This window comes from Methylobacterium sp. GC_Met_3 (assembly GCF_026540775.1).
GTDB lineage: Bacteria > Pseudomonadota > Alphaproteobacteria > Rhizobiales > Beijerinckiaceae > Methylobacterium.
Genome location: NZ_JALNUL010000003.1, coordinates 294994 through 308030, shown reverse-complemented (window position 1 = coordinate 308030; position 13037 = coordinate 294994). Strand labels below are relative to the sequence as shown.

Here is a 13037-nt window from a genome sequence, read left to right as displayed (position 1 = left end):
GATCGTGTCGCAGACCACGCTGCCGCGTGTTGCGTCCCGCAGGCGAGGATGTGTGCAGATGGCCGAGAGATTGAACCCGCAGGACAGCCGTCAGGGCGAGCGCGGCAAGCCCGTGCTCTGGGTTCTGGTGGCGAGCCTCGTGCTCCTGGCCATTGCGACGGTGGGGCTGCTGACGTGGAACAGCGCGAATTCGCCGAAGGATTACGCCAGCCAGAGCCAGGATGCCTCGCGGAAAGAGGTAACGGGCTCGGTCAACGGTCAGTCCGGGGCGGCGTCGTCCTCGAACAGCACCGCGGTGCCGGGCGGCAACCCGTCCTATCCGCAGCCGGCCCAGCCCGGCGCGAATGGCGCAGCGAAGTAAGGAATGACGGGGCGGCCCCGCGGCCGCCCCTAGGCTCGATCAGCGTGTCGGGACCGGGGTCGGTCCGCGGTAATCGTAGAAGCCGCGCTTCGCCTTCCGGCCGAGCCAGCCGGCCTCGACATATTTGACGAGCAGCGGGCAGGGGCGGTACTTCGAATCCGCCAGCCCCTCGTAGAGCACCTGCATCACCGAGAGGCAGGTATCGAGGCCGATGAAGTCGGCGAGCTGGAGCGGGCCCATCGGATGGTTCGCGCCGAGCCGCATCGCCGTATCGATCGACTCAACCGAGCCGACACCCTCATAAAGCGTGTAGATCGCCTCGTTGATCATCGGCAGTAGGATGCGGTTGACGATGAACGCCGGAAAATCCTCCGACATCGTCGAAGTCTTACCCAGCTTGGCGATGAACGCCTTGGAGGTCTCGTAGGTCGCGTCTTCGGTGGCGATGCCGCGGATCAGCTCGACGAGCTGCATCACCGGCACCGGGTTCATGAAATGGATGCCGATGAACCGCTCCGGCCGATCCGTCGCGGCGGCGAGCCGGGTGATCGAGATCGACGACGTGTTGGTGGCGACCAGCGTCTCCGGCTTGAGCGACGGGCACAGGGACGTGAAGATCTCGCGCTTCGTGGCCTCGTTCTCGGTCGCAGCCTCGATCACGAGGTCGCAGGGGCCCAGCGCGTCGAAGTCCCGCGCCGGATTGATGCGCGACCGGGCCTCGCGGCTATCCTCGTCGGTGATGGTGCCCTTGGAGACGAGGCGGCCCAGGTTGCCCTCGATCAGGCTCAAGCCATTCTCCAGGCGGACCGGATCGCGGTCGTTCAGCAGGACGTCGAGACCGGCCGAAGCGCAGACCTGCGCGATGCCGCTGCCCATCTGGCCCGCGCCGATGATGCCGACCCGCTTGATCTCCATGCCCATTGACCGACCTGTGCCCCTGATGCCGTTGCCGCTGCACGGCCGCCGGACCCGACGGACTGCGCGAAGACGACGGCCTGCACTCACGCCGTCGCCGCCTTCTAGACCAATCACCGATGCCGAAGGAACCCGCGGGCGCGCGTGGGCCTGGAAATACCCGCGCGCGCGACCGGCAAGTAATCCGGCCGGTTACTGGCCCTTCGCCTTGCCGAGCTCCGATTGCAGCTCCGGAACGACCTGAAACAGGTCACCGACGAGACCGTAATCCGCAACCTGGAAGATCGGTGCGTCCTCGTCCTTGTTGATGGCGACGATGACCTTCGAGTCCTTCATGCCGGCAAGATGCTGGATCGCGCCGGAGATGCCGACCGCCACGTAGAGATCGGGCGCCACCACCTTGCCGGTCTGGCCGACCTGCCAGTCGTTCGGCGCGTAGCCCGCGTCCACTGCCGCGCGGGAGGCGCCCACAGCGGCGCCGAGCGTATCGGCGAGCGGTTCGATCAGCTCGTGGAATTTGTCCGAAGACCCGAGCGATCGGCCGCCTGACACGATGATCCGTGCCGCAGCCAGTTCCGGCCGGTCGGACTTGGCGATCTCCTCGCCCTTGAAGCTCGAACCGGCGGCCTCGGGCGTGGAGGCGGAGACCGGCTCGACCGCGGCCGAGGAACCGCCCTCGCCGGCGGCCTTGAAGGCTGCGGTCCGCACGGTGATGACCCGCTTGCCGGCCGCCGTCTGGACGGTCTGGATCGCGTTGCCGGCGTAGATCGGCCGCTCGAACGTGTCGGGCGCGACGACCTTGATGATGTCGGAGACCTGCGCCACGTCGAGCAGGGCGGCGACGCGCGGCAGCACGTTCTTGCCCGTGGTCGAGGCCGAGGCGATGATCGTGTCGTAGGGCTCGGCAATCGACGCGATCAGCGCCGAGACCGGCTCGGCCAGATCATGGTCGTAGGCGGCGTCCTCGGCGACCAGCACCTTGTCGACGCCGTCGAGCTTGGCCGCCGCATCGGCGACCGACTTGGATCCGGCGCCGAGCACGAGGGCGTGGATCGGCGCCCCGATATCCTTGGCGGCGGTCAACGCCTTGAGCGTCCCGTCCTTGATCTGGCCGTTGCCGTGCTCGACGAAGAGGAGTGTCGTCATGGTCGTCTCGAATCCCCGAATGTGGTGATGCGAGGCTCGACCCCGGACGGGGAGCCTCGCCCGCAGATCAGATCACGCCGGCTTCGACCTTGAGCTTCTGGACCAGCTCGGCCGCAGAACCCACCTTCACGCCGGCCGAGCGCCCCGGAGGCTCCGCGGTCTTGAGGACCTTGAGCTTCGGGGTGACGTCGACGCCCAGAGCGTCGGGTGCCAGCTCTTCGAGCGGCTTCTTCTTGGCCTTCATGATGTTGGGCAAGCTCGCATAGCGCGGCTCGTTGAGGCGCAGGTCGGTCGTGACGATCGCCGGCAGCTGCAGCGCCACCGTCTGCAGGCCGCCATCGACCTCGCGGGTGACGTCGAGGCTGCCCTCGCCGACCTCGACCTTGAAGGCGAAGGTTCCCTGCGGCCAGCCGAGCAGCGCGCCGAGCATCTGGCCGGTCTGGTTCGAATCGTCGTCGATCGCCTGCTTGCCCAAGATGACAAGCTGCGGGCCTTCCTTGTCGACCACGGCCTTCAGGAGCTTGGCCACCGCCAGCGGCTCGCAATTGACATCGGTCTTGATCAGGATCGCCCGGTCGGCGCCCATGGCCAGCGCGGTACGGAGCGTCTCCTGCGCCTGCTGCGGGCCGATCGAGACGGCGACGATCTCGGTGACCTTGCCCTTCTCCTTCAGCCGGATCGCCTCCTCGACGGCGATCTCGTCGAAGGGATTCATCGACATCTTGACGTTGGCGAGCTCGACCCCGGAGCCATCGGCCTTCACGCGGATCTTGACGTTGTAGTCCACAACCCGCTTGACGGGCACCAGCACCTTCATGGCGGTTACGATCCTTCCCAGGAGGATTCTTATCATCGTGCAGGCCGGTCCCGTCGGCGCCACGGAGGCGCCGTCGCGGGGGGCGTGCAGGGCGGCCGGACCGTAGCGGCCACATTTCCGCCTTGTCAACGCGGCGCAGTGGAGGCTGCGGGAAAAGGGTTCGGCGACTCAGCGGTTGGCGCCGGGCACCCAGAGCACGTCGTCGGCGCCGTCGGCATTGGCTGCGCGGCCGGCCACGAACAGAAAATCCGACAGGCGGTTGAGATAACGCAGCGCCTCCGGCGAGACGATTTCGTTCTCGTCCGCAGCGAGCGCGACCGCCAGACGCTCGGCCCGGCGGCAGACCGTGCGGGCGAGGTGCAGGGCGGCAGAGGCCGGCGAGCCGCCGGGCAGCACGAAGGATTTGAGCGGCGGGATCGCGGCGTTCACGGCGTCGATGTCGCGCTCGAGCCGCTCGACCTGGCGTGCCACGATCCGCAGCGGTTCGTAGGGCAGGGGCTCCGGGCTCGGCGGTGTCGCGAGATCCGCGCCGAGATCGAACAGATCGTTCTGGATCGCGCCGAGCATCCCATCGAGCGCGCCCGTCGTGTGCAGGCGAACGAGGCCGAGACAGGCATTGGTCTCGTCGACGGTCCCGTAGGTCTCGACCCGCAGATCCGCCTTGGAGCGCCGCTGCCCGTCCGCCAGAGCGGTCGTACCGTTATCGCCGGTGCGCGTATAAATCTTGTTGAGCTTGACCACGCAGCGGGACGCCTCAGAAGGTGTAGCCGATCTTGCCGCCGAAATTGGTCAAACCGCGGTTGTTCGCACAGAGGCCCGCGTTCGACATATGCTCGACGGTGGCCATGATGCTCCAATGCTCGGTCAGACGGAAGCCCAAGGCGGCGGCTTCGCGGAACATCGGCGAGCACCCGAGGGTGTTGAAGCCGTAGGGCGTCAGCGCCTTCGGGCCGGTATAACCGTTATGGGCCACGCCACCGAAGAACCCGTCCAGGAAGACGCGACGGTTAAAGGTCTCGGGGAAGATCTCGAGGGTCCAGGTCGCGCCGAGATAGGCGTAGCTCGTCCGGCCGCCGGTGTTGTAGCTGCCGCCCACCGTGGGCCGCGGCACGAAGGCCTGCCAGAACGGATCCGCGCTGATCACCGGCTTCGCGAACAGGATCTCGCCGTTGACATTCCCCTTGCTGAAACCGGGCAGCTTGCCCTCGGCGCTGCCCGGATCCTGCACCGAGCCGCCGATGCGGACCTCGGAGACGATGCTGAGCGGCTGTGCCGGCGGCGCGTAGTAGGTCGCCGGGGCAGGCGGCAGATCCGCAGCCGAGACGGGCAGGATCGCCGCGGCGGAGATCAGGCCCATGAGACAGGTGCGGAAAGGGGCGGTCATAGACACTCGGCCGAAGCGACGTGACGGTTCGATACTACCGAGCGTAGCACGGCCTCCTCACGCCCAGGCCGCCAATTCATCCCCCCGGGCCGCGAAAGACCACGGGTGCGGCAGGCCGGTCACACCGGCGCTGCCGGGCTCAGGCCGAGCGCCACCAGACCACGCCCATGATGATCACGATGGCGACGAACTGCAGCAGGACGCGCAGACGCATCAATTTCTGCGATAGGTTGGCGCTGCCACCGCGCATCATGTTGGCGAGGCCGAAAAACAGCACGAAGGCCACGGCCAGGCAGGCGAGAAGGACGAGGGTGTTGGACGACATGGCAGCGACGATCCGGGCCTGACGGGAACCGGCGCCCGGTTCCGCATCGCGGGTTGAGAAGAGAGAGGCTTAGTTGCGGCGGAGCAGGCGCTCGAAATAGTCGAGTTCCTCGCGTGGGCGTGTCGGATCGCCGAGCTTGCGCCGCAGCTCCTCCATGATGCGCCGGGCGCGCTGGACGGCGGATTCGTCGGCCGTGGGTACGCGAACGCGTCCGTCGCTCATGTCGCGACCGCGGGTGGGGCGGCCGAGCGGGTCGTCGTCACGGGCGCCGGCCTGACCCTGTTGCCCCGGCTGCTGCCCGCCCTCCTGCTGGCCCTCACCCTGGCCTTGGCCCTGGCCCTCGGCCATCTCCTGCATCTGCTGCGCCATACCCTCGGCACCGCGCTTCAGACCGTCGAGAGCGCGACCCTGCGCATCCACCGCCTCGTCGGAATCGCCCTGCTTCAGGGCGTTCTCGGCCTCGCGCATGGCATTCTCGGCATCCGCCAGGCCCTGCTCGCCGCGCATGCCGTTCTCCTTCATGCGTTGCTCGAGCTGCTCGAGCCGCTGCCGAAGCGCCTGCTGCTGCTCGCCGGCGTCACCCTGCTGCCCCTGGCCCTTCTGACCCTGGCCTTTCTGCCCTTGCTGGCTCTGGCCCTGCTGACCTTGCTGCTTCTGTCCCTGCTGGCCGCGCTGGCCCTGCTGCGGCTGGCCGCTCTTCGGCTGGCGCTGGCCGCCTTGCTGGTCCTGCCCGTCCTTGAAGGTCTGATCGCGCAGGCCTTGCTGCTCGCGCGCCATCGCGTCGAGATCGCGCATCTGCTTCTGCATCTCGCGCGACGTCTGATCGGACTGGCCACGTTCGGCGGTCTGGAGATTCTCAAGGATGTTGCGCAACTGGTCCATCAGGCGCTGCGCCTCGGCGGTGTCGCCGCGCTTCATCGCCTCGGCCATGTCCTGGATCATCTTGTCGAGACCCTCGGGCGTGACGCTTTTCGATTGCTGGTTGTTCTGTTGGCGCTCGCCGGACTTGTTCGGATCGCGACCCTGCTTCTGCGCCATTTCGGACAGGAACTTGTCGAGCGCCTGCTTCAGGTCCTGGGTAAGGCGCTTGACCTCGTCGTCGGGCGCATTGCGCTCGATCGCTTCCTTCAGCCGGTCCTGAGCCTGACGCAGTTGCTTCTCGGCGTCCGACAGGTCGCCATCCTCGATCTTCAGGGCCATTTCCCAGAGCAGGTCGGCGACGTCGACGAGGTCGGAATCCGCGCGGGCCCGGCGCAGGCGTGTCGTGGCCGTGCGCAGGCCGAGGTAGATCGCCGGCTGCGGCGTGAACATGTCGGGGGCAACCAACAGCGCGTCGAGCGCGGACTGAACCCAGAGCCTGTCCGTATCGGGCGCGGTCACGAGCCGACGCCGTTCTTCCGCCAGCGCGCGCGCCAGCGGATCGCGGAACGGGCGGGCCGGCAGCGTGATCTCGGTCTCGGTCGTGCGACCTTCCTGCCCGGCCTCATCCTTGACGACGATCTGGTAGCGCACGCGGGCACCTGACCAAGGATTGTCGGTCAGATCGACAAGTGTCTTGATCTCGGTGTCGCCGGAGGCGTCGCTGGGCAGAGCGAGGCTGATGTTCGGGATCGGAACGAGGGAGCGGCCGGGTTTGACCGGTGCGATCACGGCCTCGGCCGAGCTAAGCCCGTAATCGTCCTTTGCGCGGTAGGTCAAATTGAAGGTCCCGCGCCCGTTCACCTCGGGGCCGCCGATGGCCGTCACCTCCGGCGGGCGATCGGGGATCGCGTCCACGGTCAAACGTTGCCGGCCGGCCGGCGTCACGATCGTCAGTTCCGCATTGCCGGCGATCCGGTAGCGCTCCTCGCGCAGGTCCGGACGCGGCTCCTGGCCGGGCACAGTCACGAGCCCGGCATTGGCCGTCAGCGTGGTGTTGGCCGCAGCCTTCCCCTGTCCGGCAATGCGCACGATGAGTTGGGCGTTGACCGGGGCCCGCAGGTGTTGGTCGCTGCCGTCCATGGCGATCAGCAGCGGCGGCATGCGGGTGTAGAGCGGCGGATCGATCCACCCGTCGACGCGGAAGTTCGGGCCGGGGGTCGCCGGCTCGTGCCAATCGAAGGCGGCACCGATCCGGTCGCGCCATTCAGGGCCGGCCACGAACAGGCTGGCGGCGGTCGCGACGATCAGGCCGGCGCGCAGTGCGAAGGGGTCGCGCCGGACCATGCCGGGCCGCGGCAGGCCAATGCGAAGCCCCGCCACATCCCGCGCCGCACGACGCTGATGCAAATCCCAGAGGGCCCGGCTGCCCGCGTCGGCGGCGCCGACGGCGAGGGAATCCTGCGCGGTCGAAGCCGGGCCGTGGCGGAGGGACGGATCGCGCAGCGCCGCTTCCCGGTCCAGCCGGGTCAGCGCCGAGCGCCGCTCGATCCGCCTGAGATGGATGAGGGGTTGAAGGGCGACGACAAGCAGGACAGCCAGGATACCCAGGCCGACCTGCCGCCCGAGCGGCGAGAGATCGAGCCACAGACCCGACCACGACACGATCAGGAACAGCAGCGCGACGGCGAGCCCGCGCCAGAGGACCGGCCAGACCTGCTCCCACAGGTCGGCGACGCGTGCCCGGGCGACCAAACGGTCGAGCTGCGTGGACGCCGTCGCGGTTTGCGGCGTCGAACCGATCTCGCCGCCGCTTTCGGATCCGTTGTTGCCGATCACGCCGATCGTTCCGCCTTGCGCTCGTGGCGCCGGGTGTGGTCCCGGCTCCGATCGTCCAAGGCTAACATGGTGGGCCGCGGCGGTCGGCGGGTCAAATCGGCGCGACGGTTCGGTTTAGTTGTGCGCCTGGATGAAGTTGCGCACCTGCGGGTAGATCTGCGTCTCCCAGCGCCGCCCGGCGAAGACCCCGTAATGGCCGACACCCGCCTGCAGGTGGTGGGTCCGCATGTACGGGGCGAGACCGGTGCAGAGGTCGTGGGCCGCCATGGTCTGGCCCACGGCGCAGATATCATCCCGCTCGCCCTCGACGGTCATCAGGGCTGTCCGGCGGATGGATCGCAGATCGATCGGCTCGCCGCGATAGGTGACGGCATTGCGAGCCAGGGCATGATCCTGGAACACGGTCTTGACGGTCTCGAGATAGAACTCGGCCGCGAGGTCGAGGACGGCGAAGTACTCGTCGTAGAACGTCTCGATCGCTTCGGCCTTGGCCTGCTCGCCATTGGCCATGTGCCAGAACAGATCGGAATGCCCCTGGACGTGGCGTTTCGCGTTCATCGACATGAAGGCGGAGACCTGCATGAAGCCCGGATAGACCCGGCGGCCGGCGCCCTTGTGCCGGTTCGGAACCGTCGCGATCAGGTTCTGCTCGAACCACGTGATCGGCTTCGAGTTGGCGAGCTCGTTGACGCCCGTCGGGTTGATCCGGCAGTCCACCGGGCCAGCCATGAGGGTCATGCTGCGCGGTGCGGCCGCGTCCTTCGCCTGCGCCATCGCGGCGGCGGCCACCAACGCCTGCACCGCGGGCTGGCAGACCGCCACCATGTGGGCGCCTTCACCAATCGTCTGCAGGAAGTGGACGAGGTGAGCGACGTAGTCGTCGAAGGCGAACGGGCCTTCCGACAGCGGAACGTCGCGGGCGTTGTGCCAGTCGGTGATGTAGACGTCGTGGTCCGGCAGCATGGTGCGCACGGTTGCCCGCAGCAGCGTCGCGAAGTGGCCGGACATTGGCGCCACCATCAGCACCTTGGGCTGCTCGGTGTGGATGTCCTTCTTGAAGTGCAGCAGGGTCGCGAACGGCGTCACCACCACGACCTCCTCGGAGACCGGGACGCTCCGGTTGCCCACGTCCACGGCTGCGATGCCATAGGGCGGCCGCGTGAAGGTCAGTCCGGCGCGCATCATCATCCGGGCGCCCGCCGACATCCACGTGATCGGCTCGCCGAGGCCGACCCAGGGCGACCACACGTCGTTGACGAGTTTCCCCCACGACCGCGTCTGGGCCGCGATGTCGGTCTGCAGGTCGAACGCTTCGTACAGCATCAGGCAGGCACTCGCTGAGCCCTGCCCGGCACGCGGGCTAACGGGTCGACAATGGAGGCGGATGCCAGATTAGAATTGCATCAGCTTGGCCGTGCAGAATGGTCGCCTCCCCGAGGGTCGGCAACCGTCCAGAGGTCCAGTGTCGCGAAGAAGACTACCGACGTGACTTTGGTGCATCATCCGGGTTTCTGAGACGCCCTCGACGTGGTCAACACGCGACCGTCGGAAATCCGTGCGGCGTCGATGCCGTAAAGTCCTCACCGATCCCCGCGATCAGGATGCTCGGCGGATGGCCACGTCGATCGCCGTCCGCCGGTGCTCGCAGGCGATCTTGAGGTACCGATCGCCGCCCCCGGGCAACCCAGCCTGCGCGGCCATGGTTTGCGCGTGCATCAGGCACTCCATCGGGGTGTGGGCCGGCGCGATGATGACGTCGAGCGCGGTATCGCGGGAGCAGTCCTGGGCCAGCAACGTGCCGGCGCAGACCAGGGCAACGGAGAGCAGTTCAGACATGACGGACCTCGGTTTCGAGTGATCGAAAGGTCCGCGGGGTGCTCTGGCGTGCGAGCCGCCGCGTTGTCGTTGCCTGGGTGTTTCCTCAATGATGTTGACCTGCGGTTGCAAGTCTCATGCCAGCTATCCAACGACCTACCACCGTCGAGGGGTCAGTCGCGTGCCGGCAACCAGCGTGTCTCGGGCTCATTGGCCGGCAGCAGGGCCGCGACGGCGTCGAGGTCGACAACATAGTGATCGGTGAGCATCCGCCACACTTGATCGGGCGAGCCCGCCTTCGGCCTGAAGCCTTCAAGGGCGCGGGCGACCCGCGCCTTGTTCAGCAGCTTCGGGCGCCGCAACAATGGATCGGCATTCAGCATCTGCGATAACTCCCACCCGATGAGCCCGATCATCTGCGATCGTGGTTAACGTTCGGTTACCCCTCGATCTGACATCTTGCTCTCAACTTGAAGGAGCATTGTTACGCCTGTGAATCTCGGATTTGTCGACCCGACAGAGCGGCGCCGGAGCATGGCGCTTCGTCGGACGTGCGAGGTCTGGGCTCCGGTTCACAAGGCAACACCCATCGCTTATCAGGCTGGGGAATGAGGCCGGACCGGCGGGGTAGGGCGCCGCGACGGGCCTGCGCCGCGCTCCGCCGGTCGTGCGAACGGAACATCATGGACGCCATACCAGACGCGATCGGCTCGGCGCAGCGACCGACGGCTCGGCTCGTGCTCGCCTCGGCCTCGCCGCGCCGCCTGGCGCTGCTCCAGCAGATCGGGATCGAGCCTGACGCCCTCCTGCCTGCCGACATCGACGAGACGCCGCGCCAGGCTGAACCGCCGCGCGACCTCGCCCGCCGTCTGGCGCGCACGAAGCTCGCCGCCGCGGAGGCTGCCCTGCATCTCGGCGACAAGACCGCGCCGACGTGGCTTCTGTCGGCCGACACGGTCGTGGCCGTGGGCCGGCGCGTGCTGCCCAAGGCCGAGGTCCCGGATGAGGCGGCGGATTGCCTGCGGCTCCTGTCGGGTCGCCAGCACCGCGTCTTCACGGCCGTCTGCCTGCTTTCGCCGCGGGGCCGGCGCGAGCGGATCGTCGAGACACGGGTTCGGTTCAAGCGCCTTTCGAGCCGGGATATCCAAGGCTATGTGGCCTCCGGCGAATGGCGGGGGAAGGCGGGCGGCTACGCGATCCAGGGGCTGGCCGGCGCCTTCGTGGTCAAGCTGATCGGATCCTACAGTTCGGTGGTCGGGCTGCCGCTCTACGAGACGCAGAGCCTGCTCGACGGCGAAGGCTATCCCGTCCGCGCCGGCTGGGGTGGCCTCGCATGAGCCGCGAGCGCCGCCCGGCCTGCCCGATCTGCCGCAAGCCCGCCGAGCCGGAGTACCAGCCCTTCTGCTCGCAGCGCTGTGCCGATGTCGATCTCGGCCGATGGCTCAATGAGCGCTACGCCATCCCCGAGGAAATCGACTCGGACCGGCCGCCACCCGAGCCGGATCCGGAGGCGTGAAATTTTTACGCCGTTTCGATGCCGCCGGTATGACAGCATGACTGGACAGGCCGCGACGCACTGACTATACCCCGCGGCGTCCGAGGCCGGCACGGCCACGGGCGATGCCCAGGTAGCTCAGTTGGTAGAGCATGCGACTGAAAATCGCAGTGTCGGCGGTTCGACTCCGTCCCTGGGCACCATCCTCCCACTAGATTCGGGAGCGACGTTTCTACGTAAAGTCTCGACGACAAATATACGCATGCGACGAACGCGTTGATCCGCGGACGGCGTCGAGCGTTCGTTTGAACGACGTGACGCGTCCGATCTGCTAGCCACCTTTATTTTCTTTTGGCATCAGATCGTATTGCGATCTGTCACTTAGACGCACGCGACTTGATCACGCCCACCCTATGACTGCTCGGCTTCGCATCAGCTTCGCTCGAAGCGGCTGTAATATGATTACTTATCGACAATGGCGCTAATTCAGTCTCCACAATAGCTTGATGTTGTCGAAAATCGATCTAACATGGGTTAGGGTGACGACGAGACGTTGACTGCGCGATGCCAAAACTCAAGCTTCTCGCTGGCCGAAGGCCGCGGGAAAAATCCAAACTTGTTTTGGGTGGACCGGATGCGCTTGGGTTCTGGACATGGGACGCCGAGCGCGATTGCGTATGGGCTGATACGTTCGTCGCGCTGCTGTTCGACATCAATCCCGAGGAAGCCGAAGCCGGCGTGCCGCTCTCGGTTTTCGCGGCACAGATCCACCCCCCGGATCAATCGCGTGTCCTGGCCAGCTTTCGCGCGGAGGCACGCCAGGATGGGCACATGGCCCTTGAGTACCGCGTGCGAGCGTCTGGCGGGGGCCTGCGTCTGGTCCTGTCACGCGGCCGCTTCTCCTACGATCACCGCGGTCGCCCGCTATCGGGCCACGGGATCATAGTGGACATCAGCGACCTGCAGTCGCGAGATGGGGACCGGGCCCCGGCCGGGCCGTTGTCCGAAGACCCACCCGAAACATCGCTGGACCGTGCCGCGGCCGCAGCGATCGCGGCTTTCCAGGCCATCGGTCCCTTGAACGATCCGGGCCTGACAGCGCGCGCCGAAGCACTCCTGTTCGAGATCGGCCGCAGGCTCGCGACTCAGGAAGCCGAAGACGACCGCCAGCGCCTGAACTAGCGCTGGTCCTGTCCCCTCAGATGGAGGTAGGTCGGGTCGAACTCGGCTGCCGCGACCAGACCATCCCAGTCGTGCACGACCAAGTGACGGCTGCGCAGCGAGATCAATCCTGCGGCCTTCAGATCCCGGATCGTGCGATTGACGTGAACCGGCGTGATTCCGAGGGCATCGGCCAGTTCCGGTTGGGTCATGGGCAGATCGCAACTGAAGTCCGGCGCGAGTCCGACCGCGCCGAGGCGCGTGATCAATTCGCAGAACAGATGGGCCATCCGGGCGTAGGCGTCGCGCCGGCCGGTGTTGAGCGTCCATTCCCGCACGATGGCCGCGTCGATGAGCGTCGCCCGCCAGAAGACCTCGCCGAGCCGCGGCTGCGCGCGCAGTAAGGCGCGCACCGCATCGTGCTGGACGAACCCGATGCGGCAGGGGGTGACCGTCGCGATGCTGATATCGAGCGTCTGGAGATGGAGGCTCTGGAAATCCGGCACGTCGCCGGCAACGTGGTAGCTCATGACCTGCCGTTTGCCAGCCCGGGTCGACTTATAGGTGCTCGCCATGCCCGATAAGATGGCGAAGCTCCGGCCGGGGCGGTCCCCCTCGCGTACGATGTCCAGATAGGCATCGATCAGCGCAGGCTGCATCGGCATGGCTTCGATTGCGGCGCGCTCCTCGGCTGTGAGCTCGAAGAGCGCGATGCCTTCGAGCTTGCGCAGCAACGGATGCCGATCCGCGTGTTGGCTTGTTCCGCTCATCTTACCTCATTCGGCCACAGGCAGATCCGGCTGGGGACGCCTGTACCGGGTGGACACGGGGTATTCAGATGCTTCGGCACCATCAACTGACTGGGGCGAAGCGCGAGGATCGGGATCGATACATAGAGTTCGAGCGCGATCGAGCGAGCAG

The 13037-nt window shown here is 66.9% G+C and carries 15 protein-coding genes and 1 tRNA gene; 5 read left to right on the top strand and 11 right to left on the bottom strand.

The window, feature by feature from the left end; all coding sequences use genetic code 11:
• The first annotated feature begins 58 nt into the window (after window positions 1-58).
• Window positions 59-361, top strand: coding sequence for a hypothetical protein (locus tag OXS27_RS06885; RefSeq protein ID WP_243920122.1), 303 nt, complete (start codon window positions 59-61; stop codon window positions 359-361).
• A gap of 39 nt (window positions 362-400) precedes the next feature.
• Here the strand turns inward: OXS27_RS06885 and OXS27_RS06880 are convergent, their stop codons facing one another.
• The 10 genes from OXS27_RS06880 to OXS27_RS06835 all read right to left on the bottom strand — a co-directional run bounded on the left by OXS27_RS06880 (window position 401) and on the right by OXS27_RS06835 (window position 9843).
• Window positions 401-1282, bottom strand: a complete 882-nt coding sequence (locus OXS27_RS06880; RefSeq protein ID WP_243920120.1) for a 3-hydroxybutyryl-CoA dehydrogenase — start codon at window positions 1280-1282, stop codon at window positions 401-403.
• Between the two features lie 186 nt (window positions 1283-1468).
• Complete coding sequence (locus tag OXS27_RS06875; protein ID WP_243920119.1) at window positions 1469-2422, bottom strand: FAD-binding protein; 954 nt, start codon at window positions 2420-2422, stop codon at window positions 1469-1471.
• A 67-nt stretch (window positions 2423-2489) separates the two neighbouring features.
• Complete coding sequence (locus tag OXS27_RS06870) at window positions 2490-3239, bottom strand: electron transfer flavoprotein subunit beta/FixA family protein (RefSeq protein WP_243920118.1); 750 nt, start codon at window positions 3237-3239, stop codon at window positions 2490-2492.
• Window positions 3240-3407: 168 nt separating this feature from the next.
• Window positions 3408-3980: a cob(I)yrinic acid a,c-diamide adenosyltransferase gene (locus OXS27_RS06865; RefSeq protein ID WP_267355194.1), complete on the bottom strand. Its 573-nt coding sequence runs from the start codon at window positions 3978-3980 to the stop codon at window positions 3408-3410.
• Window positions 3981-3993: 13 nt separating this feature from the next.
• Window positions 3994-4623: an acyloxyacyl hydrolase gene (locus OXS27_RS06860; RefSeq protein WP_267355192.1), complete on the bottom strand. Its 630-nt coding sequence runs from the start codon at window positions 4621-4623 to the stop codon at window positions 3994-3996.
• A 139-nt stretch (window positions 4624-4762) separates the two neighbouring features.
• Window positions 4763-4948, bottom strand: a complete 186-nt coding sequence (locus OXS27_RS06855) for a twin transmembrane helix small protein (RefSeq protein WP_244005905.1) — start codon at window positions 4946-4948, stop codon at window positions 4763-4765.
• A 69-nt stretch (window positions 4949-5017) separates the two neighbouring features.
• Window positions 5018-7645 (bottom strand): TIGR02302 family protein, encoded by a 2628-nt coding sequence (locus OXS27_RS06850; RefSeq protein WP_267355187.1) that lies wholly within the window; start codon window positions 7643-7645, stop codon window positions 5018-5020.
• Between the two features lie 114 nt (window positions 7646-7759).
• Window positions 7760-8968: a polyhydroxyalkanoate depolymerase gene (gene phaZ, locus OXS27_RS06845; RefSeq protein WP_267355185.1), complete on the bottom strand. Its 1209-nt coding sequence runs from the start codon at window positions 8966-8968 to the stop codon at window positions 7760-7762.
• Between the two features lie 273 nt (window positions 8969-9241).
• Window positions 9242-9481, bottom strand: a complete 240-nt coding sequence (locus OXS27_RS06840) for a hypothetical protein (RefSeq protein WP_243920112.1) — start codon at window positions 9479-9481, stop codon at window positions 9242-9244.
• Between the two features lie 152 nt (window positions 9482-9633).
• Complete coding sequence (locus OXS27_RS06835) at window positions 9634-9843, bottom strand: hypothetical protein (RefSeq protein ID WP_267355336.1); 210 nt, start codon at window positions 9841-9843, stop codon at window positions 9634-9636.
• A gap of 300 nt (window positions 9844-10143) precedes the next feature.
• On the opposite strand from OXS27_RS06835, the gene OXS27_RS06830 reads away from it, so the two are divergent.
• The 4 genes from OXS27_RS06830 (at window position 10144) to OXS27_RS06815 (ending at window position 12137) form a co-directional block, all read left to right on the top strand.
• Entirely contained in the window at window positions 10144-10797 is a 654-nt protein-coding gene (locus OXS27_RS06830; protein ID WP_243920111.1) for a Maf-like protein, read from the top strand.
• Window positions 10794-10976, top strand: a complete 183-nt coding sequence (gene yacG, locus OXS27_RS06825; protein ID WP_267355183.1) for a DNA gyrase inhibitor YacG — start codon at window positions 10794-10796, stop codon at window positions 10974-10976. The genes OXS27_RS06830 and yacG overlap by 4 nt, the downstream gene beginning before the upstream one ends.
• A gap of 106 nt (window positions 10977-11082) precedes the next feature.
• A tRNA-Phe gene (locus OXS27_RS06820) sits at window positions 11083-11158 on the top strand.
• A gap of 361 nt (window positions 11159-11519) precedes the next feature.
• Entirely contained in the window at window positions 11520-12137 is a 618-nt protein-coding gene (locus OXS27_RS06815) for a PAS domain-containing protein (protein ID WP_267355182.1), read from the top strand.
• Here the strand turns inward: OXS27_RS06815 and OXS27_RS06810 are convergent.
• A complete protein-coding gene (locus OXS27_RS06810; protein WP_267355180.1) occupies window positions 12134-12886 on the bottom strand; it encodes a Crp/Fnr family transcriptional regulator in 753 nt (250 codons plus the stop codon). The two genes, OXS27_RS06815 and OXS27_RS06810, sit on opposite strands and share 4 nt — an antisense overlap.
• Window positions 12887-13037: the final 151 nt, after the last annotated feature.

Excerpts from the sequence above, each read along its gene's own strand:
- OXS27_RS06885 (WP_243920122.1), top strand. The coding sequence starts at position 59 with ATGGCCGAGAGATTGAACCCGCAGGACAGCCGTCAGGGCGAGCGCGGC.
- OXS27_RS06880 (WP_243920120.1), bottom strand. The coding sequence starts at position 1,282 with ATGGGCATGGAGATCAAGCGGGTCGGCATCATCGGCGCGGGCCAGATG.
- OXS27_RS06875 (WP_243920119.1), bottom strand. The coding sequence starts at position 2,422 with ATGACGACACTCCTCTTCGTCGAGCACGGCAACGGCCAGATCAAGGAC.
- OXS27_RS06870 (WP_243920118.1), bottom strand. The coding sequence starts at position 3,239 with ATGAAGGTGCTGGTGCCCGTCAAGCGGGTTGTGGACTACAACGTCAAG.
- OXS27_RS06860 (WP_267355192.1), bottom strand. The coding sequence starts at position 4,623 with ATGACCGCCCCTTTCCGCACCTGTCTCATGGGCCTGATCTCCGCCGCG.
- OXS27_RS06855 (WP_244005905.1), bottom strand. The coding sequence starts at position 4,948 with ATGTCGTCCAACACCCTCGTCCTTCTCGCCTGCCTGGCCGTGGCCTTC.
- phaZ (WP_267355185.1), bottom strand. The coding sequence starts at position 8,968 with ATGCTGTACGAAGCGTTCGACCTGCAGACCGACATCGCGGCCCAGACG.
- OXS27_RS06840 (WP_243920112.1), bottom strand. The coding sequence starts at position 9,481 with ATGTCTGAACTGCTCTCCGTTGCCCTGGTCTGCGCCGGCACGTTGCTG.
- OXS27_RS06835 (WP_267355336.1), bottom strand. The coding sequence starts at position 9,843 with ATGCTGAATGCCGATCCATTGTTGCGGCGCCCGAAGCTGCTGAACAAG.
- OXS27_RS06830 (WP_243920111.1), top strand. The coding sequence starts at position 10,144 with ATGGACGCCATACCAGACGCGATCGGCTCGGCGCAGCGACCGACGGCT.
- yacG (WP_267355183.1), top strand. The coding sequence starts at position 10,794 with ATGAGCCGCGAGCGCCGCCCGGCCTGCCCGATCTGCCGCAAGCCCGCC.
- OXS27_RS06815 (WP_267355182.1), top strand. The coding sequence starts at position 11,520 with ATGCCAAAACTCAAGCTTCTCGCTGGCCGAAGGCCGCGGGAAAAATCC.
- OXS27_RS06810 (WP_267355180.1), bottom strand. The coding sequence starts at position 12,886 with ATGAGCGGAACAAGCCAACACGCGGATCGGCATCCGTTGCTGCGCAAG.